Annotated in this window: 23 protein-coding genes and 1 tRNA gene; 14 read left to right on the forward strand and 10 right to left on the reverse strand. The window is 46.4% G+C overall.

Translation table 11 applies throughout. The features are described 5' to 3' along the window. The first annotated feature begins 8 nt into the window (after window positions 1–8). Window positions 9–1,310, forward strand: coding sequence for a T9SS type A sorting domain-containing protein (locus tag M0Q51_09665; GenBank protein ID MCK9400240.1), 1,302 nt, complete (start codon window positions 9–11; stop codon window positions 1,308–1,310). 307 nt (window positions 1,311–1,617) lie between these two features. Here the strand turns inward: M0Q51_09665 and M0Q51_09670 are convergent, their stop codons facing one another. The 4 genes from M0Q51_09670 to metG form a co-directional block, all read right to left on the reverse strand. Beyond that, on the reverse strand, window positions 1,618–2,745 hold the full coding sequence (locus M0Q51_09670; protein ID MCK9400241.1) for an ATP-binding protein: 1,128 nt from the start codon (window positions 2,743–2,745) through the stop codon (window positions 1,618–1,620). Between the two features lie 250 nt (window positions 2,746–2,995). After that, a tRNA-Arg gene (locus tag M0Q51_09675) sits at window positions 2,996–3,067 on the reverse strand. A gap of 150 nt (window positions 3,068–3,217) precedes the next feature. Then, window positions 3,218–3,484 (reverse strand): hypothetical protein, encoded by a 267-nt coding sequence (locus tag M0Q51_09680; GenBank protein ID MCK9400242.1) that lies wholly within the window; start codon window positions 3,482–3,484, stop codon window positions 3,218–3,220. A gap of 26 nt (window positions 3,485–3,510) precedes the next feature. Beyond that, window positions 3,511–5,574: a methionine--tRNA ligase gene (gene metG / locus M0Q51_09685; GenBank protein ID MCK9400243.1), complete on the reverse strand. Its 2,064-nt coding sequence runs from the start codon at window positions 5,572–5,574 to the stop codon at window positions 3,511–3,513. A 172-nt stretch (window positions 5,575–5,746) separates the two neighbouring features. Here metG and M0Q51_09690 point away from each other — a divergent pair, with 172 nt between their 5' ends. The 5 genes from M0Q51_09690 to M0Q51_09710 all read left to right on the forward strand — a co-directional run bounded on the left by M0Q51_09690 (window position 5,747) and on the right by M0Q51_09710 (window position 9,484). Beyond that, window positions 5,747–6,202, forward strand: a complete 456-nt coding sequence (locus M0Q51_09690) for a GxxExxY protein (protein ID MCK9400244.1) — start codon at window positions 5,747–5,749, stop codon at window positions 6,200–6,202. Between the two features lie 92 nt (window positions 6,203–6,294). Then, window positions 6,295–7,221: an LD-carboxypeptidase gene (locus tag M0Q51_09695; GenBank protein ID MCK9400245.1), complete on the forward strand. Its 927-nt coding sequence runs from the start codon at window positions 6,295–6,297 to the stop codon at window positions 7,219–7,221. 152 nt (window positions 7,222–7,373) lie between these two features. Next, on the forward strand, window positions 7,374–7,745 hold the full coding sequence (locus M0Q51_09700; GenBank protein MCK9400246.1) for a YraN family protein: 372 nt from the start codon (window positions 7,374–7,376) through the stop codon (window positions 7,743–7,745). A 171-nt stretch (window positions 7,746–7,916) separates the two neighbouring features. Beyond that, window positions 7,917–8,948 carry an rRNA pseudouridine synthase gene (locus tag M0Q51_09705; protein MCK9400247.1) on the forward strand — a complete coding sequence of 344 codons (1,032 nt, stop codon included), beginning with the start codon at window positions 7,917–7,919 and terminating at the stop codon, window positions 8,946–8,948. Window positions 8,949–8,995: 47 nt separating this feature from the next. Beyond that, window positions 8,996–9,484 carry a prolyl-tRNA synthetase associated domain-containing protein gene (locus tag M0Q51_09710; GenBank protein ID MCK9400248.1) on the forward strand — a complete coding sequence of 163 codons (489 nt, stop codon included), beginning with the start codon at window positions 8,996–8,998 and terminating at the stop codon, window positions 9,482–9,484. 39 nt (window positions 9,485–9,523) lie between these two features. Here the strand turns inward: M0Q51_09710 and M0Q51_09715 are convergent, their stop codons facing one another. Both M0Q51_09715 and M0Q51_09720 read right to left on the reverse strand, forming a co-directional pair. Next, window positions 9,524–11,638 (reverse strand): M3 family metallopeptidase, encoded by a 2,115-nt coding sequence (locus M0Q51_09715; GenBank protein MCK9400249.1) that lies wholly within the window; start codon window positions 11,636–11,638, stop codon window positions 9,524–9,526. A gap of 221 nt (window positions 11,639–11,859) precedes the next feature. Next, the gene (locus tag M0Q51_09720; GenBank protein ID MCK9400250.1) at window positions 11,860–12,111 is read right to left on the reverse strand and encodes a hypothetical protein; all 252 of its coding nucleotides are present in this window, start codon (window positions 12,109–12,111) and stop codon (window positions 11,860–11,862) included. Between the two features lie 117 nt (window positions 12,112–12,228). Between M0Q51_09720 and M0Q51_09725 the strand changes: the two genes are divergently transcribed. The 5 genes from M0Q51_09725 to M0Q51_09745 all read left to right on the forward strand — a co-directional run bounded on the left by M0Q51_09725 (window position 12,229) and on the right by M0Q51_09745 (window position 18,813). Further along, window positions 12,229–12,807: a TetR/AcrR family transcriptional regulator gene (locus tag M0Q51_09725; GenBank protein MCK9400251.1), complete on the forward strand. Its 579-nt coding sequence runs from the start codon at window positions 12,229–12,231 to the stop codon at window positions 12,805–12,807. Window positions 12,808–13,051: 244 nt separating this feature from the next. After that, window positions 13,052–15,349: an efflux RND transporter permease subunit gene (locus M0Q51_09730; GenBank protein MCK9400252.1), complete on the forward strand. Its 2,298-nt coding sequence runs from the start codon at window positions 13,052–13,054 to the stop codon at window positions 15,347–15,349. A 74-nt stretch (window positions 15,350–15,423) separates the two neighbouring features. After that, complete coding sequence (locus tag M0Q51_09735) at window positions 15,424–16,158, forward strand: outer membrane lipoprotein-sorting protein (protein ID MCK9400253.1); 735 nt, start codon at window positions 15,424–15,426, stop codon at window positions 16,156–16,158. Window positions 16,159–16,322: 164 nt separating this feature from the next. Continuing rightward, a complete protein-coding gene (locus M0Q51_09740) occupies window positions 16,323–17,495 on the forward strand; it encodes a hypothetical protein (protein MCK9400254.1) in 1,173 nt (390 codons plus the stop codon). A gap of 55 nt (window positions 17,496–17,550) precedes the next feature. Continuing rightward, a complete protein-coding gene (locus tag M0Q51_09745; protein MCK9400255.1) occupies window positions 17,551–18,813 on the forward strand; it encodes an Nramp family divalent metal transporter in 1,263 nt (420 codons plus the stop codon). 123 nt (window positions 18,814–18,936) lie between these two features. Here the strand turns inward: M0Q51_09745 and M0Q51_09750 are convergent, their stop codons facing one another. Together M0Q51_09750 and M0Q51_09755 are read right to left on the reverse strand one after the other, a co-directional pair. Further along, entirely contained in the window at window positions 18,937–19,584 is a 648-nt protein-coding gene (locus tag M0Q51_09750; GenBank protein MCK9400256.1) for a peptidylprolyl isomerase, read from the reverse strand. 126 nt (window positions 19,585–19,710) lie between these two features. Beyond that, a complete protein-coding gene (locus M0Q51_09755; GenBank protein MCK9400257.1) occupies window positions 19,711–20,172 on the reverse strand; it encodes a hypothetical protein in 462 nt (153 codons plus the stop codon). A gap of 361 nt (window positions 20,173–20,533) precedes the next feature. On the opposite strand from M0Q51_09755, the gene M0Q51_09760 reads away from it, so the two are divergent. From M0Q51_09760 to rhaD, 3 genes are read left to right on the forward strand one after another with little or no spacing between them, the layout of a single operon-like run. Further along, window positions 20,534–21,049: an N-acetyltransferase gene (locus M0Q51_09760; protein MCK9400258.1), complete on the forward strand. Its 516-nt coding sequence runs from the start codon at window positions 20,534–20,536 to the stop codon at window positions 21,047–21,049. A gap of 32 nt (window positions 21,050–21,081) precedes the next feature. Then, window positions 21,082–21,537 (forward strand): nucleoside deaminase, encoded by a 456-nt coding sequence (locus tag M0Q51_09765; protein ID MCK9400259.1) that lies wholly within the window; start codon window positions 21,082–21,084, stop codon window positions 21,535–21,537. Further along, entirely contained in the window at window positions 21,524–22,276 is a 753-nt protein-coding gene (gene rhaD, locus M0Q51_09770; protein ID MCK9400260.1) for a rhamnulose-1-phosphate aldolase, read from the forward strand. Before M0Q51_09765 ends, rhaD begins: the two co-directional genes overlap by 14 nt. An 84-nt stretch (window positions 22,277–22,360) precedes the next feature. On the opposite strand, the gene M0Q51_09775 is transcribed toward rhaD, so the two are convergent. Next, a complete protein-coding gene (locus M0Q51_09775; GenBank protein MCK9400261.1) occupies window positions 22,361–23,275 on the reverse strand; it encodes a metallophosphoesterase in 915 nt (304 codons plus the stop codon). Window positions 23,276–23,397: 122 nt separating this feature from the next. Then, complete coding sequence (locus tag M0Q51_09780; GenBank protein ID MCK9400262.1) at window positions 23,398–26,007, reverse strand: T9SS type A sorting domain-containing protein; 2,610 nt, start codon at window positions 26,005–26,007, stop codon at window positions 23,398–23,400. Window positions 26,008–26,022 lie beyond the last annotated feature (15 nt).

The raw sequence follows: 26,022 nt of genomic DNA on the forward strand, positions 1-26,022 counted from the left end.
AAAGAACCATGAATAAATACTCTCTCGTCTTATTCATCCTGGTAATAATCCGGGTGGACACCCAAGCCCAATCCTGCCTTCCTGAAGGTATTACTTTTACTACCCAGGCACAGGTTGACAGTTTTCAGGTGAATTATCCAAACTGCTCCCAGATTGAAGGGGATGTTACAATTGGTCAATGGGATATCGAAATCAATATCACTCACCTGAACGGTTTGAGTGTATTGAATTCCATCGGTGGTACTCTTAAAATCTGGTATACCGATTCATTGACCAGCCTGACAGGGTTGGAGGGATTGACTTTCATTGGTGGGGGGCTTTCAATTTCTGTTAACGATGCCTTGACCAGCCTGTCTGGGCTGAACAATGTGACTTCCATACACAACGAAATTGAAATCGATAATAACGCTGCTCTGACCAGTTTAACAGGGCTGAATAATGTAACATCCGTCGGAGGCTACATTCATATCCAAATCAATCCTGTTCTTACGAGTTTAACAGGGCTGGATAATGTCACTTCCATCGGAGGATCCCTTTGGATTCTTCACAATCCTGTTCTAACAAATTTAGAACCACTGCATAAAGTAGATTCAATCATGGATTTTCTTTGGATTTATTCAAATAACGCTCTTACCAGCCTGGAAGGATTGGAAAATATTACTTACGTCGGTGAAGATCTTTCGATCTCTGGGAACCCATTACTGACCAGCATGACGGGGCTGGAGGGTTTGACTTTCATAGGGGGTATAATTGTTCTCGATGATAACATTGCCCTGACTAGTATAACGAGCTTGGCTAATGTGACTTCGATCGGGGGAAGGATTGAGTTTGATGGAAACTGGACCCTGACCAGTTTGATCGGATTGGACAACATAAGTGCTGGATCTATCACAGGTATTAATATCATAAATAACTATGCTCTATCAACCTGCGAAGTACAAAGCATTTGCGATTATTTAGCCATCCCAAACGGATTCGTTCAATTCTACAACAACGCCACAGGTTGCAACAGCCAGGAAGAAGTTGAAACCGCTTGCCTGAATGGCGTGGACGAAACTACTATCCCAGATAACCAGATCAAAATTTTCCCCAACCCCTCTTCCACTTCTATCACTCTATCATTGCCTTCCACCATCACCGTCAATAGCACAACCTTATCAATACGCAATGTCAGCGCCCAGCAGGTCTTATCGCGCTGCATAACCGAGCCCATAACGATTCTGGATATCGGCACGCTGCCCCGTGGCGTTTATATTGTGAAAATAACGGATAACAGTACCGTGGAATTTGGGAAGTTTGTTAAGCAGTAAAATTTTTATATCTTTCAGCCACCAAAGCACGAAAGCACTAAAACCCACCAAAGTTTGCTGGTCGATTAGTCTTTTTTAGTGAAATTTGGTGCCTCGGTGCTTTAGTGGCTGTTATTTGATACTACAAGAAATGCACGAAACAAGAAACTCGAATCTCGATTAACGAAGGAAATTTTAATGCCCGATACTGGTAACTTGATTAACGAAGGAATCCTTATTTTAATCAGACGAAATCCCGATCAGACGATCAGGCGATATGCGTTTTTTCCTTCATTTTATCGTGTATAGAGTTTCCAGCATCGTGCATTTAAAACCGCTGCATCCATCTCCTGAAAAGAACATCATAAACGCTGTAAAACATCCGCCCCTCAGGATTATAATCGGAATAAATCATTTCTTTGGAAAGCAATGCATGTAGTGAGCGTAAAACTGTAGCGGAACTTCCCAGGACGTATTTCGAAATAAAATCTTTGGATGTAGGGGAATACACCTCACCTTCATGAGCAATGGACTTTAAAAGGAACCATTGTTGTTTTGTCAGCAAATCCCGGTATTTAAAAAAGATGATCTCTTCCTCTTGCAGCAACCTGGCCGCTTCATCCTTCCAGGTTTCAGTGATGATTATCTGTGTATCCATTGCATAGACACGGTTGCACAGCAGCTGAACATAGTATGTATGAACGTCAGTCCAGTCAAGAATTTCATTAATCACTTCAGCGCTGATCTGCTTTCCGGCCTTTTGAAAGTGATCGCTAATAAAAGTGGAATATTGTTCACGACTGATCTTTCCGATCTTAAGAAAACCGGCACTCTGGAAAAAAGGACGGGAAGGGTCTGCGAACAACTCTGTCATCAGGTGCTGTTGACTTCCGGCAAATATGAACCGGACATTGTTGAGTGATTGAATAATGCTTCTGAGCCATGAATCGGTATTTTTTTCAGGATATTGAAGAATCTGCTGAAATTCATCAATAGCAACGACCACCTTCTGCGGAAAATTCTCAAGGTATTGGAAAACGGAAGCAATATTCCGGGTGGTTTCGCCCGGTCTGACATCGAAGGTAACCTGCGGATGCCCCGATAACGGATCATAAGTGATGACAGGTCTGAGGGATTTGATAAAATCGAGGATTTTCTTACCAGGCGTTGATTTCTCAGGGATAGTATTAAATACTGATGATGCCAGAACATTCAGAAACTCATTCAGGTTTTCGGTCGGAAGGATGTCAATATAGATCCCTGTCTGGTCCGGAGGTAAATTGGCCAAAACGTGCTTTATCAGGCCGGTTTTACCGATTCTCCGGATTGATGTCAGGGTGGTTGAACGGCCATTTGATATGTTATCCAGCAAGGTTTGAGCCTCATCTTCCCTGTCGCAAAAATAATTGCGCCCATGGTAACCGGTCGTTATAAAAGGATTTGAAAGAGATGTCATTGCCTGGTTTTAATTTTGTATCACAAATTGTAACTTACAAAATGTAATTTACAATTTGCAAATATACAAATACCTGGTCGAAAAGCAAGGATTTTAAACGAAAATGGACGAAACACGATGGGAAATTGGGGAAGGAACCTTTTATTCTATCAGGCGAAATCCCGATCAGACGATCAGGCGATATGCGATTTGTTTGAGAGATTCATTTCGAATATCGAATATCGTCCGATCGCTCTTTCGCCCGATCTTGTAGCCCCACCAGGAATCGAACCTGAATCTAAAGTTTAGGAAACTTCCGTTCTATCCGTTGAACTATAGGGCCGAAATGTCAGTTTTGAGTTTTAAGTTTTGAGTTTTGAGTTAGGGACTTATTTACTAATAACCCTCAAATAGGCTGTAAAATTAATCAATTTTATAAAATTCCCGCATTTAACCCACAAAACATAAAAACTCAGAACTCAGAACTCTTAAGTCAGATCAGCCAGATCAGAATGACTGTTACCGCCGCTATCGATAAGAGGATGTAAATTACTTTCCGCTCATGGCGCAATAGTAGCTCACATTCGGCAACCTTTTGGTTTGCCAGGTCCTTGTCCACATCAAGCTTTGCTGCATCTTTGTAATACTTGACAGCATTGCGGTAGATTTCGATCTTGAAGAAATCGTCACCGTTATACATCAGCTCACGGAATTGCTTTTCGGCAGGACTGATGCTTTCGTCGGTTTCGTGATGTCCCATATGAATGAAGCTTTGTATGATTAAACTCATTTAACTTCACTGCCATTTGCAAACAGGTCATTTATAGTGATCAGGCTTAGCCGGCCTTCAGGATCCTCGGCGGAGAGTATCATTCCATTCGATTCGATGCCGCGCAGCTTCCGCGGCGCCAGGTTCAGGACGAAGCAGAACTGCTTGCCGATAAGGTCTTCCGGCTTGTAATACAATGCAATGCCTGATACGATCGTTCTTTTGTCCAGGCCGGTATTGACAGTCAGCTTCAGCAATTTGTCGGCCCCCTGGACCTTCTCCGCTTCTTCAATGGTGCAAACGCGGATGTCGAGCTTCGAGAAATCATCGTAGGTTATCATATCTTTTATGGGTTTCAGAGATACTTTCGGCGCTGTGGCCGCTTCATTCTGCAGTTTCGTATTCAGCAGCTTCTGCACCTGGGCTTCGATAACATTGTCTTCAATCTTTTCAAACAAATACTCCGGATGCCCGAGCTGGTGGCCGGGCTCAAGGAGTTCGGGATTGCCGCCAAAAGCCCATTTACGTTGGGGGAGGTTCATCATCCGGCTGAGACGTTCCGCGGTGAAAGGCAGGAAAGGCTCACAAAGAATGGCCAGGTTGGCACAGATCTCCAGGGAAATGTTCAGGATGGTCTTCACACGCTCCGGATCGGTCTTGATTAATTTCCACGGCTCGGAATCGGTCAGGTACTTGTTGCCCAAGCGTGCCAGGTTCATCATCTCCGTCAGCGCCTCGCGAAAGCGGAACTGGTCCAGGCTGCCACCGATACGTCCGGGGAAAAGCTTTATCTCTTCTATGGCATTCCGGTCGGTCTGGTTCAACTCACCACGCGGAGGTACTTTGCTATCGAAGTACTTCTGGGTCAATATCATCGTGCGGTTCACGAAATTGCCGAAGATAGCCAGCAGTTCACTGTTATTCCTGGTCTGGTAATCTTTCCAGGTGAAGTCATTGTCTTTGGTTTCCGGGGCGTTGGTCGTTAACACATAACGCAGTTCATCCTGTTTTCCCGGAAATTCCTCAAGGTATTCATGGAGCCAGACAGCCCAGTTCCGCGAAGTCGAGATCTTATCATTCTCTAAATTCATAAACTCAAAAGCCGGCACATTGTCAGGAAGGATAAAGGTGCCTTCTTCCTTCAGCATCGCCGGGAAGATGATGCAATGGAAAACGATGTTGTCTTTTCCGATGAAATGGATCAGCCTCGTTTCGGGATCTTTCCACCAGGGTTTCCAGTCCTTGCCATTGATCTGTGCCCATTCTCTCGTGGCGCTGATGTAGCCGATGGGCGCGTCAAACCAGACGTAGAGCACTTTGCCTTCCGTGTCCGGTAAAGGTACTTTCACGCCCCAGTCGAGGTCGCGTGTCACGGCACGGGGCTGCAGGCCGTGATCGAGCCAGGATTTGCACTGGCCGTAAACATTCGGCTTCCAGTCATCTTTATGCCCGTCGATGATCCACTTTTTCAACCAGCCCTCGTATTTATCCAGCGGCAGGTACCAGTGTTTGGTCTCTTTTTTGACAGGAACATTCCCGCTAAGTGCAGAAGTCGGGTTGATCAGTTCGTCAGGGCTCAGTGAAGTGCCGCAGTTCTCGCACTGGTCGCCATAAGCTTTCGGATTTCCGCAGCGGGGGCAGGTTCCCGTGATATAACGGTCGGCAAGAAATTGCTGGTTCTCCTCATCAAAGTATTGCAGGGATGTTTTTTCGATGAATTCTCCCTTTTCATACATGGTTGTGAAGAATTCCGAGGCCGTTTCATGATGGATGGCGTTGGATGTGCGCGAATAGATATCGAAAGAAATCCCGAATTTTTGGAATGAATCCTTGATCATCTCATGGTAACGGTCGACCACCTCCTGCGGGGTGACACCTTCCTTGCGGGCTTTGATCGTAATCGGCACGCCGTGCTCATCCGATCCGCCGATGAAGAGGACTTCCTCGCCTTTTGACCTGAGGTAGCGGACATATATATCTGCCGGCACATAAACGCCTGCCAGGTGGCCGATATGGATGGGGCCGTTGGCATAAGGCAGGGCAGAAGTGACAGTGGTCCGTTTCCACGATTTCGCTTCCATGAATAATTGATTGAGCGGTTAATAAAACTATTCCGGGCAAATTTATTGAATTATCGGGTATAAATCGGGGAAATTCCGGATAAACAGGTTGGGGAAGATGTTTTCATTGTGTTATTCGCTTTTGTTAAACACAATAGGAACATTAGAGCACATTAGAAACACACAATAGAAGGTGGATTTTCAAATTTTCTATAAAAAAATAAATTTTAAGAATATGACACAGAAGTATTTAAATGAACTGACTTTTACTATTATCGGTGTTGCAATTGAAATTCATAAAGAATTGGGGCCGGGAATACTTGAAAGTGTTTATGAAAAATGTATGATTCACTTATTAAAAGAAAAGGGTTTGGGTGTAATCTCTCAACAGAAAGTTCCTTTGATCTTTAAAGGACTTTATCTTGATTGTGACCTGCGGTTTGATTTAATGGTCGAAGAGGCTATCATTGTCGAAATTAAAGCAATCGATTGCCTGCAGCCAATTCATGGAGCACAGCTATTGACATATCTTAAACTCCTTGAAAAACCTAAAGGGATTCTTATAAATTTCAACTGTATGAATATTTTTAAGGAAGGACAAAAAACAATCGTGACCGATTTATATGCAAAACTGCCAAAAGGTTACTAATCTCTAATGTGTTTATCTAATGTGCCCTACTGTGCCTATTGTGGTTAATAGAAGTTAAGATATAGCACAAACCAAACTAAAAATGCTGATCTTTGTTATTATTAGAGAGAAATAATAAAATGATTACTCCTCCATATCTAAAAAAAGGCGATAAAATCGCTCTTGTTTCCCCGGCCCGGAAGATCTCTCCTGCCGAAGTCGAGACAGCTATCAATATTTTCAAAGCCTGGGGGCTGGAAGTGGTCCTCGGCGATCACCTCTTTGCCTCCTTTAACCAGTTCGCCGGCTCCGATGACCAGCGCCAGTCCGATTTCCAGCAGATGCTCGACGACGGTTCCATCCGTGCGATCATCTGTTCCCGCGGAGGTTATGGCACCGTCAGGATCATCGACCGGCTTGACTTCACCCGGTTCCTGCAAAGTCCTAAGTGGATAGTTGGTTACAGCGATGTAACGGTACTGCATTCCCATATCCATCGTCACTATGGTGTAGAAACCCTGCATGCCATCATGCCGGTGAATTTCAAGGATAAATGCGATGGGAGCCCGTCGCTTAACAGTTTAAAAAAAGCGTTATTCGGCAAAGAACTTATCTATCGGTTTCTTCCGGAGCAATACACCCGGAAAGGCAGCTGTAAAGGGCCCCTGGTAGGCGGCAACCTCTCCATCCTTTACAGCCTGACCAATACCAGTTCCGATATCAATACCAACGGGAAGATCCTGTTTTTAGAAGACCTGGATGAATATCTTTATCATATCGACCGGATGATGATGAACCTCAGGCGTTCCGGTAAGCTGGAAGGATTGGCGGGATTGATAGTCGGAGGAATGACCAAAATGCATGACAACGAAGTGCCTTATGATAAGACCGCGAACGAGATTATTGCCGAAGCAGTGGAGGATTATCCCTATCCTGTCTGTTACAACTTCCCCGCCGGTCACATCGATGACAACCGGGCGCTCATCCTGGGGAGGGAAGTTACACTGGAAGTCGGAGATGAAGTAAAACTTTTTTTCTAACCACCGGGTATATTTCAGTCTTTTTCCGGATTAACAGTTAGAAGAAGACAGAAGACAGAAGACAGAAGAAGTTGGACAATTGGACAGTTTGCAGTTGGACAATTTGCTTTTTGGGATTTGTTTGGAATTTGGAATTTGGAATTTGATTTATCATGTCCGAAAGCAACGAATTAGGCAAGCAGGGCGAAGAGATCGCCGTGACGCATCTCCTGAAGCAGGGATACCATATCCTTGACAAAAACTGGAGGGCGGGACGCAATGAAATCGACATCATTGCGAAGGACAAGGATTTTTTGGTCATCATCGAGGTCAAATCGAGGCGAAATGATACTTTTGCGGAGCCGGAAGAGGCGGTTACCAAAGAGAAGCAGCAGTCCCTGATCAGGGCGGCGAATGCTTACATCTTCCGTAAAAATATTACCCTGGAAGCGCGGTTTGATATCATTTCGATCATCCATAATAAAGACGAAACCAGGATAAACCACTTAAAAGACGCTTTTTATCCCCGACTTAGGACGGGCTGAAGCTTTTGTTACTATCTTTGCAAAATTCCAAATCCCAAGCACCAAACAAATTCAAAATCCAAAAAATCAAACTTAACATAGTTTTGGATTTAGGATTTAGTTTTTCGGATTTGTTTGGAATTTGGTGCTTGGAGTTTGGAATTTAATTATTTAGGTTAACAATAGCAACTTATGAGTGCCGAAAAAAGTCCCCGCCAGCCAAGAAAACCTTTTCAAAATATGGGGAAAAAAGAAAGAAGCCCGGGCCCGGATAAAAGGAGGACCGGCCGATCAGACAGCAGGATGGAGAAACCATACCGTCCTAAAGAAAGAGAAGAAAGACCGGCAAAACCTCGCTTCAAAAAAGAAAGACCATTTCCGGCAAGGGAAGATGGAGACAGACCTGCGAAATCACATTTTAAGAAAGAAAGGCCATATAGTCCATCTGCTCCTGGAAAGAAATACGCGACCCGCAGCGGGATACCTATCAAAGCCATTAAGGGAGAACCGGAAGGGATCAGGCTCAATAAATACATTGCAAACTCGGGGGTTTGTTCCCGGCGTGAAGCTGACGAACTGATCAAGGCCGGAGTAGTAAAAGTGAATGGTGAAGTTGTATCCGCTTTGGGAAGCAAAGTTATGCCCGGTGATAAAGTGCAGTATGGCGACCAAACCCTTTCCAATGAGAAAAAGCGCTATCTGCTGCTCAATAAACAAAAGGGTTATGTAACCACCACCAAAGACCCTCACGCCAAGAATACGGTGATGGAACTCATTGCCGGCGCCTGCAAGGAACGCATCTATCCCGTAGGACGGCTGGACCGGAACACAACAGGATTACTTCTTTTCACTAACGATGGCGAAATGGCGAAAAAGCTTATGCATCCCAGGTCAAGGATTAAGAAGATGTATCATGTGGTGCTTGACCAGCCCTTGTCGAAAGGGGATTTGATGAAAATTGCCGGCGGAATTGAACTGGAAGGTGATAGAGTAGAGGTCGATAGTATCGCTTATGTCGAAGATGCCGCCGACCGCCGCGAGATCGGCATGGAGATACATTCGGGACAAAACCGCGTCATCCGAAGGATGTTTGAATCGATGGGTTATAAGGTCACCAAGCTCGACCGGGTGATGTACGCCGGGCTCACCAAGAGAAACCTGCCACGGAGCAAATGGCGCTTTTTAACGGAGAAAGAAGTGATCTCGCTGATTATGATGCGATGATGAATTCCCGCAGGATTTTGTATTTTTATCCTGCAAATTAACGTCCTATGCGCGGCGATCCAAAGTTGTACCGGATACTTGAAGAACTGGTTATCAGTTTTGATTATTATGAGCATCCGGCTGCACCCACCATTGAAGAGGCCCTCAAGAACTGGAAAAACATCGATTCCACCCACTGTAAAAACATTTTTTTCCGCAATCACAAGGGCAACCAGCACTACCTTGTGATAATGGAACACTCCACGCCCTTTGCCATCCACGATTTGGAAAAGCGGCTGAAACAGGGAAAGCTCACCTTTGCATCACCGGAGCGGTTAAAAAAATATCTCGGTGTCACACCCGGGTCCGTTTCTCTCTTCGGCCTGATCAACGATGAAACCGACCATGTATATGTTTTTCTGGATGAAATGCTCAAAGATGCAAAACATCTGAGTTTTCATCCCAATGATAATACTGCCAGCCTGGTGATCACAGGGAAAGGGTTCATGAAATTTTTGAAATGGTCAGGAAATATGTTTGAGTTTGTTGAATTATAATACGCATGTAGGGGTCATCGGCCGGTGACCCCTACTAATTTAGATCAATCCCTTCCGCTTCAGCATCGGCTTAACATCCGGTTCCTTGCCCCGAAATAGCTTGTACAGGTTCATTGGATCATCAGTGCCGCCGCGGGAAAGGATATACTCCCTGAAAGCCTTGGCCGTCGATGGATCAAACAGGCTCGTCTCTTTGAAGGCTTCAAATGCGTCGGCATCCAGCACCTCCGCCCACAAATAGCTGTAGTAACCGGAGGAATAACCGCCGGCGAAGATATGGGCAAAATAAGGAGTGCGGTAACGCACCACGATCTCCGGAATGAGGCCGATTTTCGCCATCGACTGGTTCTCAAATGCAATGGCATCCACCTGTGTGGTATCGATACGGGTATGCCAGTCCATGTCGAGATAGCAGGCTGACATATATTCCACGGTTGTAAAGCCCTGGTTGAAATATTCGCTTGCAGTGATCTTGTCGATCAGCTCCTGAGGGATAACTTCGCCGGTTTTATAATGGCGGGCATACATTTTCATCACTTCCGGTTCGCTAGCCCAGTTTTCCATGATCTGGGAAGGCAACTCCACGAAATCCCGGGGTGTCGAAGTGCCCGAAATCTTACGATAGGTGCAGTCGGACAGCAAACCGTGGAGGGCGTGGCCGAACTCATGGAAGAGGGTGCTGACCTCTTCGAAAGTGAGCAATGAAGGCATATCTGGCGTTGGCTTGCTGAAATTGCATACCATGGTGATGATCGGGGTCACGGCAGAATCGCCCGCCATATACTGATCGCGGTAGCTATTCATCCAGGCGCCACCTTCCTTGCTGGCACGCGGAAAGAAATCCATATAAAGGATCCCGATGTGCGATTCGTCAGCTTCCTTCACTTCGAAGGTCCTGACTTCTGGGTGATATTTCTGGATGTCATTCCGCTCCACGAAGGTAATTTCATAAAGACGGGTGGCTACGTCAAACATTCCCAGGCGGACATTCTCCAGGGAAAAGTAAGGTTTCAAAGCTTCCTCATCCAGGTCATATTTCTGTTTGCGGAGCTTTTCAGCATAATACCACCAGTCCCAGGGCTCCAGCTTGAATTTCGACCCTTCCGCATCGATCATGGCCTGCAGTTCGGTCACTTCTTTCTTCGCAACAGGAAGTGCTGCCGACCAGACTTTATCCAGGAAAGTATAAACAGCCTGCGGGTTTTTGGCCATATTTTCTTCCAGGATGTAATCGGCATGGGTCGCATATCCCAGCAGGCTGGCCCGTTTCACGCGCAGCGCGGCCATTTTCGAAGCATTCTTCTTATTATCGTACTGGTTATTATTATCACCCCGGTTTATATAGGCTTTCAGGACTTTCTCCCTCAATTCCCGTTTATCGGAGAACTGGAGGAAAGGAATGCGGGAAGGGGAATGCAGCGTGATTATCCATTTTCCGTCCAGACTGTCTTCTTTTGCTGCTGCTGCGGCTGCATCCCTGACAAACTGCGGTAGGCCAGCCAGGTCTTCCGGGTTATCGATGATGAGCTTGAAGGCATTGGTCTCGGCCAGCATATTGTCGCCAAATTGCAGGGAAAGCAACGAAAGCTCCTTGTTGATCTCGCGCAGTTCCGCCTGCTTATCCTCCGGGAGATTGGCGCCACCGCGGGCAAACTGCTTGTAAGTTTTATCGAGCAATGTGGCCTGCTCGGTGGTCAGGTTGAGCTGCGATTTCAGCTCATAAACGGCCTTGATCCGCTGGAAAAGTTTTGCATTGAGCAGGATATTGTCGTAATGAGTGGTCAGAATAGGAGATACCTCCTTCGCAATAGCCTGCAGCTCCTCATTGGTATTGGCCGAAGTCAGGTTGTAGAATACGTTGCTGACGCTCACCAGCAAATCACCGCTGCGATCCAAAGCTACAATCGTATTTTCGAAATCCGGGGTCCCGGGATTTGCCACGATCGCATCAATTTCTGCCTCATGGACTTTAATGCCCTGCTGAAAGGCCGGCATAAAATGCTCGTTCCTGATCTTATCGAAGGCAGCAGTTTCAAAAGGTGTGCCGTAAGCGGTGAAAAACGGGTTTTCTTCTGTTTTCATCTTTTTTTCTCCTGTTGTGCAAGACATCATCATCCCCATAAATAACAGGGATAATCCAAAGAATGTTTTCATATTAGTTTGGTTTTTGAATTCAGGTGGCGAATTTAGGAAGAAATGCGATGGATAATAAAATTTCCCGCAGATTTACGCGGATAAACAACGCAAATAAGCTCAGAATAGGGAATCTTGCTTAACTCTAATCTGCGCCGATCTGTGTTTTAAAATCTGCGAAAATCAGCGAGAACCCTTAAATTACGATATACGAGAACCCTTAAATATCGAATTGCACTTGCTTATATTGCTTTACCCTCGTCGGTGCAGCATTTATCGTCTTTGCAGTTACAGCAGCAAAAACAACGTGTTCCTACCAGGATAAAAATGCCCAGGAACAGGAAACTATTCGCAATGAAAAAGAAGTTGAAGAAACTTCCGACACCAAGGAATTCGGTACCTGTGAAGAAACCGATGACGCCGCCCAGCATCAGCAGGCCGCCGAAAATCCCGGAAGCCCAGCCGAGATAATTGATAATTGCAATGATTTTCATTTTGAGTGGTTTTAGTGAACATCAAAGTTAATTAAAATAATTCGCCTTTGTATTTGGAAGTACATTTTTTCATATTTTTAGACCAATTAACTTAAATGGTCAAAAAGTTTAGGATTAATGGCGAAAGATCAGACTAAGGAAAAGATCCTGTCAGTTGCTGCCAGGATATTTGGAAAGTATGGATTCCAGAAGACCACGGTAGATGAAATTGCCCGCACGGCGCATAAAGCCAAAGGTTCTGTTTATTACTATTTCAAGAGCAAGGAAGAACTTTTCCTGGCCGTAGTCACGCAGGAGATCAATGTGCTTAAGTCGGGACTGACCCGGGTTATAGTGGATAGTCAGGATGCAACGGGTATGATCCGGAACTACCTGATGAACCGGATGATCCTGATGAAAGATGCAACGAACTACCATGAATCGCTGAAAGCTGATTTTGTAGATGATTTTGGGTTCCTTACCGATTGCCGGGCAGATTTTACCCGGTTCGAGATAGAACTAATGAAAGCGGTGCTCGACAGGGGCCTGCGGGAGAATAAATTCCAGATCAAGGACACCCAGGCCACCGCGCAGGTGATCATCCTGGCGATGAAAGCAATTGAGATACCTTTCTACCACCAGCATAAAATCGCCGAATACGAGCAAACCATCGTGGAACTGCTCGATATTCTCATAAAAGGATTGGAAAAACCATAATTTTTATTCAGAAAATGTTGAAAATACATGATTTTATCCTTATCTTTGTAATAAATATGACTAAAAAACGTTATTAGTCAAAATGAATAATTAAAATCAATAAACATGAGCAACCACGAGGAAATGAATATCGATCATAAGAAAGTCACAAATAAATTGTACTGCATTGATCCATCGCTTTCAGTGCGATAATTTTTTTACAATAGAACTGACTATAAAACAATAAACGTCAAAAAGTATATTTATGATCCGTCTTTCCAAGCTAATTATACACTACCGTAAAGCCATCATCATTATCACCCTTTTACTGACTGTTGTGATGGCAATATTCTTCAGGAATCTTAAAATCGACCCGGATGTATTCAATTATCTCCCGAAAAATGACCCGAAAGCCATGCTTTTCAGGGAGGTAGGCGATAAATACGGCGGGAATTATACCGGCGTCATCGGCCTGGAAACCGATGACATTTTTAACACGGCCACGCTGGAGCACATACGCCAGATAACCGACAGCCTTGAAACCATTCCTGGCGTCGGGACCGTAACGAGCCTGACCAATATCATCGACATTAAAGGAAGTGACTGGGGCATAGAGATCGGTAACCTGGTTGACAAGTATGATATTCCTCAAACAGATGAAGAACTGGCTGCTTTGAAAGCGTACGCTTTATCGCAGGATATGTACCGGGGCACGTTGGTTTCCGAAGATGCTACCTTCACGGCTGTCATGGTTAAAATTTCGGAAGGGATCGATAAGATCACCGTCGCCACGGCAATACAGGAGAAAGTCGAGTCCCTGAACCTGCCTGAAAAGGTTTATTTCGGCGGGATGCCGTTCGCATTTAAAAGCCTTGCCGACATTATCCTGGGCGACATGGACTTCCTGGCTCCTATCGCGGCACTCGTCATCATCATCGTGCTATTCCTGTCGTTCCGCTCCTGGCGCGGGGTGGTCCTGCCGCTGCTCACTGTCGCCATCAGTATCATATGGACCTTAGGCCTCATGGGATTGATTCATATCAGGATTTCTATCATCTCTGACGTCATACCGGTGATCCTGCTGGCCGTTGGCAGCGCTTACACTATCCATGTGATCAACCGCGTCAGGCAAACCAGGGCGGAGAACCCGGACCGGACGCTGCAAGAAGCCCTGGCGTATATCATCATCCCGGTATTCCTCGCCGCAACGACCACCATGGCCGGGTTCATCTCCTTCATCTTCGGTTCTTACCTGACCATGATCAGCACTTTTGGCATCTTTATGGCGCTGGGCGTGGCGTTCGCCATGGTACTGTCACTGACTTTCGCCCCGGCTGTAATGGCATTGTTCCCCGAAAAAATAAAACACGGGCAGCCTTTGAAGCAGAACAGCAAAGACCTGCTCGATAAGTTGCTTCAGAGGATTTTCAACCTGGTGATCAGCCATCCATGGCGTGTGATCATAAGCTGGTGCATTGTATTATGCATCGCCATTGCCGGCATATTCATGATTCAGCGCAAAGTGGATATCCTTGATTATTTCAGGAAATCCGATCCGACCCATATTGCCGAGGAGATCTTCCGGGAGAAATTCGGCGGGAGCATGCCTGTGTACCTGACTGTCAAAGGGGATGTCCAGGATCCCGAAGTGCTCAATACCATGCGCCTGGCGGCTGAGTTCATGGAACATTCTGAATCCGTGGTGCATACCCAGTCGGTGGCCGACCTGATCGAAGAGATGAACGAGGTGATGGGCGAGGGGAAGGTCATCCCGGAGAAAAAGAATAAGGTCGATCAGCTCTGGTTCCTGCTGGAAGGACAGGATATTATGGAGCAACTCGTGACGTATGAAAAGGATGAAGGACTCGTCAACGCGACGTTCAATACGGGTGATGTCGATAGGATGCAGGATTTTGTTGACAAGCTTCAGGGTTTTATCGATGAGCACCCGGCCTGGAAGGGGAAAGTAGATTTCACCGGATTGCCGTCGCTTTACCTGCAGATCGACCGGAGCCTGATCTTCAGCCAGATGCAGTCACTGATCTATGCCACGCTGCTCGTATTGCTGCTGGTCGCCATCATCTTGCGTTCATTACGGAGAGGCCTCCACGCCATCATCCCCATCCTGGCCACTTTGCTCGTTTTGTTTGGTTTTATGGGACTGGTAAAAATTCCCCTCGACATCGCGACGGTCCTGGTCGGAAGCGTTTCCATCGGGATAGGGGTGGATTATGCCATCCACATGATCACCCATTTTGATCACGAGATCAAAGCAGGCGCAGATGTTTCTTACTCGCTGGGACATGCCATCCGGATCAGCGGGCGGGCCATTGTTATCAATGTGCTGTCGGTGGCGCTCGGCTTCATGGTGCTCATGTTCTCGAACCTCGTCCCGCTGCAGCGCTTCGGCCTGCTCGTTGCGGTGACGATGTTCACCTCCGGCGCCGCGGCGCTCACGCTGTTGCCGGCAACATTGTTTATTTCCGGAAAATTCAAAGTAATAAATAAGCCACAAAAACACCAAGACACCAAATATCACCAAACCCTGTCAGTTAAACATTAACCGCTGTGAATTTTCGTGTTTTGGTGCTTTGGTGGCAATAAAGAGCACATTAAATAAAATTAAAAAATATACCAATGAAAAAGAAAATCTGTTTAGCAGCCCTTCTCCTGGCCTTTTCAGCATTAAATACAAACGCACAGACCGGCACGGAGATCCTGAAAAAGACCGATGCCGTCATGTACGCTTCCAAAGACCAGACGGCCAAAGTAAAAATCATCCTCACCGACAAGAAAGGCAACCAGCAGGAACGCGAAGCCGAATACATCCAGAAAGGCTCGGAAATGCGGCTTTTCAAATTCACCGCCCCCGCATCCCAGCAAGGCATCGCTTTCCTGTCACTCCCGGAAGATGTCATGTATATTTATTTGCCGGCTTATGAAAAGGAGCGCCGGATCGCCTCGCACGTCAAGAACCAGACCTTTGCCGGCACCGACTTCTCTTATGACGACATGGAATCCAAGCCCCTTTCTGATGAGTACGATGCTGAACTGCTTTCCCAGACCACGGATGCCTGGAAGCTGAAGCTCGTCCCGAAGACAGGCGTGGAGTCAGACTATTCCCGTCTCGAAATGCTGGTGAACAAGGACAACAATTATCTCCGCCAGGTTGACTATTATGACCGCGGCGGGCAGAAGATCAAGCAACTGGTAAACAAGAAGATCGAAAAGGTTGATGGCTATTGGGCCGCCACAGAAATGGAAATGACCGATTTAGTGAAGGAGCACAGCACGATCTTCAAAACCTCCCAGGTGACCTTTGATGATAATTTGACGGCAGAAGATTTCACAGTAAGAGAGATGAAGAAATGAAATCACTGATTTGTTTTATTTTATCCATCACTGCTCTTACGGCCGTTTCCCAGGAAAGCCCCTTACGCCTTTACGGCGAGCTTTACCTCGACAATCGTTTCCGCCTCGGGGACGGCCAGTGGTCATGGAACGAGAACCGCCTCGATCTACAGCTCGATAAGAAGTTGGCTGATAAGGCGAAGTTTCATTCCCAGGTCTGGCTGCGTTCCTTCGGTTATCCTTTCCTGCAGCATGCCGGGCAGCTTTTCGACAAGGACGAGACCTCCCCGTACAACATTGACATCCGCGAAGCCTATGTGGAGCTTTACGGTGTCTTCACCAAAAACCTCGACATGAAGATCGGACGGCAGCGGATAGCCTGGGGGACGGCCGACAAACTCAACCCCACCGACAATGTGAATTCTTATGACCTGGAGGACATCTGGGACTTTGGCCGCCATCTCGGATCCGACGCTATCCAGCTCAAGTATTATTTCAAAGATTTTTACCTCGAAGGCGATTACGTCTTTTATTTCCGTCCATCGAATCTTCCGCGCGGCGATTGGGCCGAAGGGCTTTTCATGCCCATGGAGCTTCCCGCCTACCTGCACCTGGCCGCTTACGACGACAGCCTCGCCATGCCCCGGCTTAACCTGAAAGAGAACGCCACTTATGCCGTGAAACTCGGGGGATTTGCAGCAGGTTTTGATTTTTCCGCCAGTTATGTTTATGGAAGGGAAGGGCTGCCCGTGAACTATTACAATAAAATTTCCCTTGCTGACGCCACTGGCGGGATAAGTGTTAAGAGCCTGTTTTTCTTCCCACGTCAGCATATTATTGGCATTGATATGGCCGGGGCCATAGGAATTGTAGGCATCTGGGCCGAAGCCGCCGCTTTTTTCCCCGAAGAAGAAATAATGCTCACCAATGATCTGTCGGCTTTTGGTCTCCCGCCTGTGGATTCCGTGATCTTAGAGAAGAAGCCCTGGTTCAAAGTAGCCGCCGGTCTCGACTATACCTTCCGCGGCGGACACTACGTGAACCTTCAGTACCTGCACGGATTTGTCCACGAACGCGGCCGCGGCAACCTGAATGATTATTTTGTCTTCAATTACGAGAAGTATCTTTTCAATGACAAATTAAAGCTCCGGCCTCTCACCTGCGCTTTTGTGATTTCTGGCTGGCAGGACATTCCCGGCAACCATGCATTGATCTATATGCCTTCTTTCTCATATCTTCCCAACGCCAACACCGAGATTTCCCTCGGCATCCGCCTGATTGGCGGCGCCGGCGACGACGTCTTTGCGAAGTATAAGGATAAGGATGAGTTTGTGCTGGGGGTGAGGTTTAAGTTTTGATGGGGTTTTTGCAGGCACATTTCGACAGGCTGTAAAAAATCGTATTTTTATCCTCATGTTCGATTTTTTAAATAAGCTGGATCGGAAAGGCCGCAAACCAAGGTTCGGGGGAGAGGAAATTTTTAAGTTCATCGGCCCGGGATTGCTGGTTACGGTTGGGTTTATCGATCCGGGGAACTGGGCGTCGAACCTGGCGGCAGGAGCCGATTATGGCTATACGCTTGTATGGATGGTTACCCTCTCCACCATCATGTTGATCTTTCTACAGCATAATGTGGCCCACCTGGGTATTGCAACGGGACTATGCCTGTCGGAAGCTACCACTATCTACCTTAAACCACGGTATTCCAGGCTTTTTCTCGGGTCGGCGATGCTCGCCTCCATCTCAACCTCGCTGGCTGAAATCCTTGGCGGCGCGATCGCCCTTAACATGCTTTTCAATATTCCCGTCAGGGCAGGAGCGCTGCTTGTCCTGGTCTTCGTGATGATCATGCTTTATTCGAACTCTTACCGGGTCATTGAGAAGTGGATCATTGCCTTTGTTTCCATTATCGGGTTATCGTTCATTTATGAGCTTACGCTCGTGAATATCGACTGGGACCATGCGGTCCGCTCCTGGGTGACGCCATCGTTTCCAAAAGGCTCCATGATCATCATCATGAGTGTCCTGGGTGCCGTCGTCATGCCCCACAACCTCTTTCTTCACTCGGAGATCATCCAGAGCCGCCAGTGGAACCGGAAGGATGAAAAGGTGATCAAAAGACAGCTCAAATATGAGTTTTTCGATACGTTGTTTTCTATGGTCGTAGGATGGGCCATCAACAGCGCCATGATTTTGCTGGCAGCGGCCACTTTCTTTTCATCCGGCACAAAGGTTACGGAGCTGCAGCAGGCAAACCAGCTCCTGGGACCATTACTCGGAAATCATGCGGCTGTAGTTTTTGCCGTTGCTTTGCTCTTTGCAGGCGTTGCGTCAACCATCACCTCCGGCATGGCGGCGGGAAGCATTTTTGCAGGGATATTCAAAGAGCCGTATGATATCAAAGATAACCACTCGCGCCTGGGGGTAGCGCTTTCGCTGGTAATTGCTTTCGGGATCATCCTGCTGATATCAAACCCTTTCATGGGATTGATCATTTCCCAGATGGTGCTGAGTATCCAGCTTCCGTTTACTATTTTTCTGCAGGTCCGCCTGACATCCTCCGGGAAGGTTATGGGAAAATACAAGAACACGATGTTTACCCGCACGCTGCTTTATACCATCGGGGGGATCGTGACGTTGCTGAATATTATGCTTTTTATCAGCTTCTTTGTTTAGTGAAAGGCTACCTTAAATTTCTTTTCTGTTCAGCGAAAATCTGCGTTTATCAGCGAGAAACTTTTTTGATGGTTCTCGCAGATGCGCGCAGATTAAAGCGCAGATTAGCACAGATTATATATTTTAATTTTTTATTCTTACTTCCCTGATGTAATCTAATCCCGGAAACTTCTTCTCCCAGTAAGCATTGCCTTGCACCATCACCGAGTCCTGGTGGTTGGCGGGCTCGAAACCATTGTTACTGTTGAATGCTTCAACGACCTCAAAGCCGCTGATGATCCTGGCTATGGGTGGAAAACCGCGGAGGCCGTTATAATTGATCGTATCGAGCTTGAAATTGTCTTTAATATTGATGAAAAGCTGGGCGGTGCGGGTATTTGCACCATCACGGGCATAGGAAATAACACCCTTCAGGTTGCTCCCTTTGACGGGCTCATCTGCAATGGGCCGTTTGTCCCAGAAGAAATTGGCTTCGGAGCTGTCAGAAATACCGAACTGGACGACGTATTCGGGCTGAACCCGGAAGATGCAGTTGTCGGTGTAAAAGCCTGACTTAATGAGTTGGTATAGCCTGTCGGCGCCCTGTGGCGACCAGTCCCGGTAAGCTTCAATGGTGATTTCTCCTTTGGTGGTGACAAAAACGGCCTGGAAGGTGTCCGGGGCGGTGAGATGGAGAAGGGCTGTATCAGGGATGGTCTGACTATGGAGAGAAAGGGCTGATATGCTAAGCAGGAGCATGATCAGGGATTGGGGGAGAAGAGGTCGGTTCATCCTTTTTTTAAGCTAATTTAGGATGTTTCCGTTAAATCATAGACACAGAAATGATTTACGGTTTACAATTTACAATCTAAGATCTTAGATCTTAAACTGTAAATTGCAAATCATTTTTCTTAAAAATTAATTCAGGAAGATTTCCCGCATCGTTTTTCTCCCGGTAATTTCCCTCAGGGTCGAATAGCTGGAAACGGTTTTTTGGAATTCTTCTCCTAGTGCTTCCCTGATCTTTTTCTCAACATCATCCCTCTTTGCGTCCCTTTCCGGATTCGGATCGTATGAAGCAAAATTCTCTGCCTCGGTCATCAGGATCAGGTCGAAATCCTGGGGATTCGATGCTTCACCCATAAGGATCTTGTAAGATTTGATCAGTTTTTGCTGGACTAACTCATCCATGGATGCTTTCCAGGTTTTACTCAGGCCTTTTAAATAATCATCCCCCATATTGGCCTTTAGTTTAACAAAAGTCAGGTTCCAGACTGAGCCTTCAGAATAAAGGTCGGCCTCCTGTGCTTTCAGATTTAAGGAGATCAGGATCGAAGTAAGGAAAAACACGCTGAATAGCGTAACAGTAAGCTTTTTCATAATTTTAATTTTAGTTGGGTTATTGGTTATTAAGAAATATTCTAAACAAAGGTATTTAATAAAACAGGTGTAGGGAATATTTAACGATTCTTTAACAAAAAATAGGGATTAAGTTCTTGAAAATCATGACAAAAAATGCCTTGAATAAAACTGGAATAAGGTTTCTCGCTGATGGGCGCAGATATTCAGCGCAGATTTCCGCAGATAAGAGAAAATGTATTTTTAAGATCAGCGTAAATCAGATGTAAAAATCTGCGTAAATCAGCGAGAAACAGTCTTAAATCTGCATAAATTTGATCAGAATTTAACAACAAGTGATATGATCGGGTTAAGCGGGTATGATATTTAAAAACGATTGAATATGATCGAAATAAGGGAAGAAAGAAAAGAAGATTTTGGAGCAGTCAGGATCGTTAATGACATGGCATTCAACCAGCCACAGGAAGGCAACATCGTAGAGAAGCTCAGGAAATCAAGCCTGGATCTACTGTCGTTAGTGGCTGTTAAAGATGGAAAAATAGTCGGCCATATTTTCTTCAGTCCTGTCGAAATTCCGGAACATCAAAACATAAGACATGGAATGGGACTGGCCCCACTGGCTGTTATACCCGAATACCAGGGAAAGGGAATCGGTTCAATGCTGGTCAGGGAAGGAATCAGCAGATTAAAATCGAAACAGGTGCCTTTCATCATTGTCCTCGGACACGATACTTATTACCCTAAGTTCGACTTTGAACGGGCTTCGGATTACGGCATAAAATGTCAATGGGATGGAGTCCCGGATGAAGCCTTCATGATCATCATCCTTGATAAGGAAATCATGAAAGACGTCAGTGGCGTTGCAAAATACAGGGATGAATTTAATGAGGCCATCTGAGGAAAAAAGGCGGAAAAATAATTAGTTTTGTAATGATGGTATTCACAGACGAATATTACATGCGAGAAGCCCTGAAGGAGGCGAGGAAAGCGCTCGATCTGGATGAAGTGCCAGTTGGCGCTGTCATCGTCTGCTACGACCGGATCATCGCACGGGGCCATAACCTGACCGAGCGGCTTAATGACGTCACGGCCCACGCCGAGATGCAGGCTTTCACGTCAGCCGCTAACTACCTGGGTGCGAAATACCTGGAAGAATGCACCCTTTACGTGACCCTCGAACCATGCGTAATGTGCGCGGGGGCTGCTTTTTGGACGCAAATCGACCGGGTGGTTTATGGTGCCGCTGACGACAAGCGCGGTTACACAAAAACCAATGCGCCATTGCTTCATCCCCGCACGAAAGTAGTGCCGGGCATCCTCGAAGCAGAATGTGCTGACTTGCTGATAGAATTTTTCAAATCAAAACGACAAGATGCAACTGAATAAAACCAACGAGGGAGCGCGGGAAGCCGCAGCCCGCATCGGCGAAGTGGCCGGGCTGCTCTGGGAAAAAGGCTGGGCAGAAGGAAGCGGGGGGAACATCTCGGTAAATGTGACAGAGTTCTACCCGGGAATCCGCATGGATTTCCGCATCTTTCCGATGATCCCGCTGGAGGTGAAATACCCCGCCATCGCCCATCATCACATATTTATCACAGCCAAAGGATCCCGCATGCGGAACCTGGCCAAAGACCCAAGTACGGGCCTTTGCCTGATCAAGCTATCGAAGAAAGGAGACTGTTACCAGGTGCTCTATGAAGATCCGGAACATCCCCTCTTCCCCTCTTCAGAACTACCTTCACATTTAGCCATCCATCATCACATGGTGAAGCAGGGACAGGGAGAAAAGGCCATCGTCCATACCCATGCCGATGAACTTGTAGCACTCACGCACGATAAAAACCTTCAAAGCGAAGCCCGCCTGAATGAGATCCTCCTGAAAATGCATACTGAAACAGCCTTTTTTATTCCTGAAGGCATAGGCTATGTGCCGCTGGAAGTGCCTGGTTCGCAGGAGTTGGCAAAAGCCACCCTTAAATCTCTCAAAGACCACAGGATCATCCTTTGGGAAAAGCACGGTTGCCTGGCGACAGGAAAAGATGTGCACGAAGCCTTTGACCGCATCGACCTGATGGCTAAAGCGGCACGGATCTACCTAATGTGCAGGACTGCCGGAATTGATTAATGTTGAATTTTGAATTTTGAATGTTGAATTCGGTAATTATTAATAAGTCCTCCATTCAACATTTAACATTCAACATTCAACATTTTACTTAACTGCCCACCCGTAATCAACATATTCCCAACTCACAGAATCTCCCTTAACGTTCACCAGCACAAACCCTTCCTCCGTGCCTAAGTATGATCCTTCCCACCAGGCTGCTGATACAGCGCCGCCGGTTACAAAGTTGGTGCCGAAGACATAGAGCGTTTCGTAGTAATGAAGATGGCCCTGGAGCACCAGTTTTAGATTATGGTTTTGAAAAAGACCGAGGACCTCTCTGGAATTGACAACCACTTCGCCTGGCTCATTGGCGACCGTTGCCCCGCGCAGGATCTGGGCTTCGGTGGTCAGGAGCGGAATGTGGAGGCTGATGACGATCGGGGTCTCCGGGGCGATATTGGTAAGTTGATTCTTTATCCACTGTATCTGTTCTGCATCGATGCCTCCTTCATAGCCGCCTTTGCCGTCCTTCACCACGGAATCAAGGATCAGGAAGACCCAGCCTTTGTGATCGATGCGCTGGAAACGCGGCCCGATACGTTTTTCAAACATCTTCTCCCCGTATTCGGGATGGTTGGTATCAGCGCCGCTGCTGGCATACCAGCCGTAGTGCTCATGGTTGCCCATAGTGTTGTAAACCGGCATTTTGAATTCCTTCTCCATGGCCGTATAGATATTATAAATCGTATCGGCCCGGCCATGAGTTTGTCCCAGGCAATCCATCACCAGGTCGCCGCCGGTGATGACGAATTCGGGATTCAGTTCATTCACTTTGGTGATCGCTGCCCGGAAGCCTGCTTCGGCATTATTTTCAGGCTGGACGTGGATGTCGGTCATGAAAACGAAGCTGAATTCGTTGGCGGGTTGTTTTGCCGGGGTTTGATTGGTATTGCAGGATGTGGCAAGAAAGATGATGGTAGCAATAATGAAAGTGCGAAAGAATAAAGATTTTAGGCTCATAAATCTGGTTTTAATTGAGGGGCCAAGATAAAGGTTTCTCGCTGATTTTCGCAGATCAAGATGCGGATTTGCGCAGATATTTTAAATGCCGATTCTGCGTTTATCTGCGAGAAACCTAATAATCAATGAATTATCAGCACCTTCCGGGAAATCGTCTGCCTGCTCGTCTCAACCCTGACCATGTAAACCCCTGCCGGATAATCTGAAACTTGTATTTCATAATACCTTTCATCCACCATTTTTTTCGACATCAATTTACCAAAAGAATTGAAAATGCTGACAAACTGCAAGGTTTCAGACGACTCAATACTCACCTCCCGCGCAGACGGATTGGGGAAGATTCTCAGATATCCGTCATTCTTCAGTTCAACCGGATCGGTATTTGTGAATATCACGCATGCCTCTGTAGAATAATCCGATTCGCAACCGTCGGGAAAGACCGATTTCAGCTTATAACACGATGTCATATAACCGGAACTTACCATATCGATATATTCCAGGCCTTCAAGCTCGGCGATCATTTCGGGATCATTCCCGTCTACGCTTTTGAATAACTGGTATTTCCAAACCGGATAGCCTTCCCTTTCAAAATAGGCTTTGATATTCCAGTTATAATCCAGTTCCGGGTTAACTTCAAACAATGTTGTCCAGGGTTGATTTAATCCAAATTGATAAAGATTGCCAAAGCCGTCAATACATGGGCCATCATCTACGGACATCGAAAATCCGGTAGCTTGAGAATATTGATACCCGACCATGAGATCCCTGGTAATATCGACCTTCATCGGCACATCCAATGAGATATTGTTCCAGTGGTCGATATCGAGATTGCCGGCTGCCTGGGCATAAACAAGGTCTTTATTCTCACCGGTCCAGATTGCAATTTTATAAAATGTTCCGCCATTGCACGGAATAAATCCAATTGAAGTCAGTGTGGCATCTTTTAAATTTGCCAACTGATCTGGTGTCCACAGCACTGCACATGACATCCACATATATTTTCCTACCCCGACGCCAACCTTGGAGCTTTGCTCCCCATCATCCCATTGGCGCCATTCACCCAGTTTAGGTAATGGTTCTTCCCAGGTCACCAGGACGGAATCCTCTGAAGAAGGTGAGATGGTTGCCTGCACATTTTTAGGTGGATAACATGCTCGTCTTACTGCGATGTTATCAATAGCCCAGTAATTGATATCTGCTGAATTTTCACCCTGGGCATCGAACCGGATCCTAAAGGAATTGTCGTTGAAATATGACGTGATATTAACGGTATCACGCCGCCAGCCAAAGCTTCCTTCAAGATTATCGTATGTCAAAACCGTATTCCAGGTATCATTTAAATAATCATACACCTGTACCAGCAGTTTTTCATCCCCGGTTGCATTGACTGAAGAAAGCGACAAATCATATTCGAGGATGATATCCACAATTCCCCAGTTTAAAAAAAAGTAGCTTTGAAGTGTATCTTCATATTGGTTCAGGATCGAATCCGTGCTGAAAACGGCAGCAGGCGCTTCATTGCCCAATTCCGGATCGACTTTCCAGTTATTACCGGAGAATTTCCAGTAATTGTATATCCAATCCGACCAGTCTTCAAAGAAATCAAGCTCATTCCAGCAACAACTATACACCCCTGCCGGCCCTTCTTTCATGGATTCTCCGATTTCACCCGGAAATCCATATTCACTTAACTCGTAAAGGGCTGTGACTTCGTAAAGAAAAACTGACTCTTCACTGTAATCAATGGGATCAATGTAATTGCAGCAGCCCGGTTCGGTGCAATAGACATAAGCTATAAGAATATCATTCCGGTAAACATTATAACCAATCAGGTAATCAGGATTATCAGGGGGCTCCCACCACAGAATTGCAGCGTCATCTGGTGCGGTTGCCATAAGGTGATAGGGTTTGGGAAAATAATCCGAGCGTACATTTTGCCAAACCGTATCCGAGATGCCATCCTGGTAACGTGCAAGAACTCCGCAGTTATGAATGCTGTAAAACTCAAAATTATATTGGTACGAAGTGGTAGTGACCTGGGCAATTAAATCCGAATCCAGGAATACTTTGTATTTGATAACCTGGTTCGGATTCCGGTTGGAGTAAACCACCACATTGTCGATAGCCCAGCCGGAGGCATAATAACCGAAATCATCAGCATGAAAGGCGAGTTGGAATTTGTTTTCGCCATCTGTTCCGGAGAACGATGAAAGATCGACTTCCTGGTTTTTCCAGTCCAGGTCGGCATCCAACGGAAGGAGAAGCTGCCAGGTATTTCCGCTGTCCAGGCTATATTCCAGGAAAGCCCGCTGTCCGTAACCGCCATCAAAATATGAATCGAAGAAGAGCTTGAAGCTATCGGCAACGGTCAGATCCATAACCGGGGTGACCAGGTAGTCCATACTTCCATTGTTACTATAGGGCGCGCTGTCATCATTTGCAAGGGCAAAACCTCCCGGATGTTCCGGAACATGCCAGTAGTAATAATCAGGGGATTCAACACCCAGCCAGCCAACGCCAAGACTATTTACAGTCCATTCTTCCGGAGGAAAAGAACCGCTATCAAAATCTTCATCCAGGAGGACGATTTTCGGTGATTCCCAGGTGGCCAGCAAAGAGACGGAATCAACCCGGAAGTTATAGGGAGGAAGGAAATTACGATGATCGTCGCTTTGTCCGGAGAGGGGAGCAGTCCATATCAGGATGACTAATATGCTAAACCATCTGATCATGGGTCAATATAGAGA

Source organism: Bacteroidales bacterium (assembly GCA_023229505.1).
Lineage (GTDB): Bacteria > Bacteroidota > Bacteroidia > Bacteroidales > JAGOPY01 > JAGOPY01.

What these genes read in the sequence shown, in the direction of transcription:
- M0Q51_09760 (MCK9400258.1), top strand. Translation starts at nt 20,534, where the DNA reads ATGATCGAAATAAGGGAAGAAAGAAAAGAAGATTTTGGAGCAGTCAGG.
- M0Q51_09715 (MCK9400249.1), bottom strand. Translation starts at nt 11,638, where the DNA reads ATGAAAACATTCTTTGGATTATCCCTGTTATTTATGGGGATGATGATG.
- M0Q51_09745 (MCK9400255.1), top strand. Translation starts at nt 17,551, where the DNA reads ATGTTCGATTTTTTAAATAAGCTGGATCGGAAAGGCCGCAAACCAAGG.
- M0Q51_09700 (MCK9400246.1), top strand. Translation starts at nt 7,374, where the DNA reads ATGTCCGAAAGCAACGAATTAGGCAAGCAGGGCGAAGAGATCGCCGTG.
- M0Q51_09775 (MCK9400261.1), bottom strand. Translation starts at nt 23,275, where the DNA reads ATGAGCCTAAAATCTTTATTCTTTCGCACTTTCATTATTGCTACCATC.
- M0Q51_09780 (MCK9400262.1), bottom strand. Translation starts at nt 26,007, where the DNA reads ATGATCAGATGGTTTAGCATATTAGTCATCCTGATATGGACTGCTCCC.
- M0Q51_09670 (MCK9400241.1), bottom strand. Translation starts at nt 2,745, where the DNA reads ATGACATCTCTTTCAAATCCTTTTATAACGACCGGTTACCATGGGCGC.
- M0Q51_09730 (MCK9400252.1), top strand. Translation starts at nt 13,052, where the DNA reads ATGATCCGTCTTTCCAAGCTAATTATACACTACCGTAAAGCCATCATC.
- M0Q51_09755 (MCK9400257.1), bottom strand. Translation starts at nt 20,172, where the DNA reads ATGAAAAAGCTTACTGTTACGCTATTCAGCGTGTTTTTCCTTACTTCG.
- metG (MCK9400243.1), bottom strand. Translation starts at nt 5,574, where the DNA reads ATGGAAGCGAAATCGTGGAAACGGACCACTGTCACTTCTGCCCTGCCT.
- M0Q51_09735 (MCK9400253.1), top strand. Translation starts at nt 15,424, where the DNA reads ATGAAAAAGAAAATCTGTTTAGCAGCCCTTCTCCTGGCCTTTTCAGCA.
- M0Q51_09720 (MCK9400250.1), bottom strand. Translation starts at nt 12,111, where the DNA reads ATGAAAATCATTGCAATTATCAATTATCTCGGCTGGGCTTCCGGGATT.
- M0Q51_09750 (MCK9400256.1), bottom strand. Translation starts at nt 19,584, where the DNA reads ATGAACCGACCTCTTCTCCCCCAATCCCTGATCATGCTCCTGCTTAGC.
- M0Q51_09765 (MCK9400259.1), top strand. Translation starts at nt 21,082, where the DNA reads ATGATGGTATTCACAGACGAATATTACATGCGAGAAGCCCTGAAGGAG.
- M0Q51_09705 (MCK9400247.1), top strand. Translation starts at nt 7,917, where the DNA reads ATGAGTGCCGAAAAAAGTCCCCGCCAGCCAAGAAAACCTTTTCAAAAT.
- M0Q51_09665 (MCK9400240.1), top strand. Translation starts at nt 9, where the DNA reads ATGAATAAATACTCTCTCGTCTTATTCATCCTGGTAATAATCCGGGTG.
- M0Q51_09680 (MCK9400242.1), bottom strand. Translation starts at nt 3,484, where the DNA reads ATGGGACATCACGAAACCGACGAAAGCATCAGTCCTGCCGAAAAGCAA.
- M0Q51_09725 (MCK9400251.1), top strand. Translation starts at nt 12,229, where the DNA reads ATGGCGAAAGATCAGACTAAGGAAAAGATCCTGTCAGTTGCTGCCAGG.
- rhaD (MCK9400260.1), top strand. Translation starts at nt 21,524, where the DNA reads ATGCAACTGAATAAAACCAACGAGGGAGCGCGGGAAGCCGCAGCCCGC.
- M0Q51_09710 (MCK9400248.1), top strand. Translation starts at nt 8,996, where the DNA reads ATGCGCGGCGATCCAAAGTTGTACCGGATACTTGAAGAACTGGTTATC.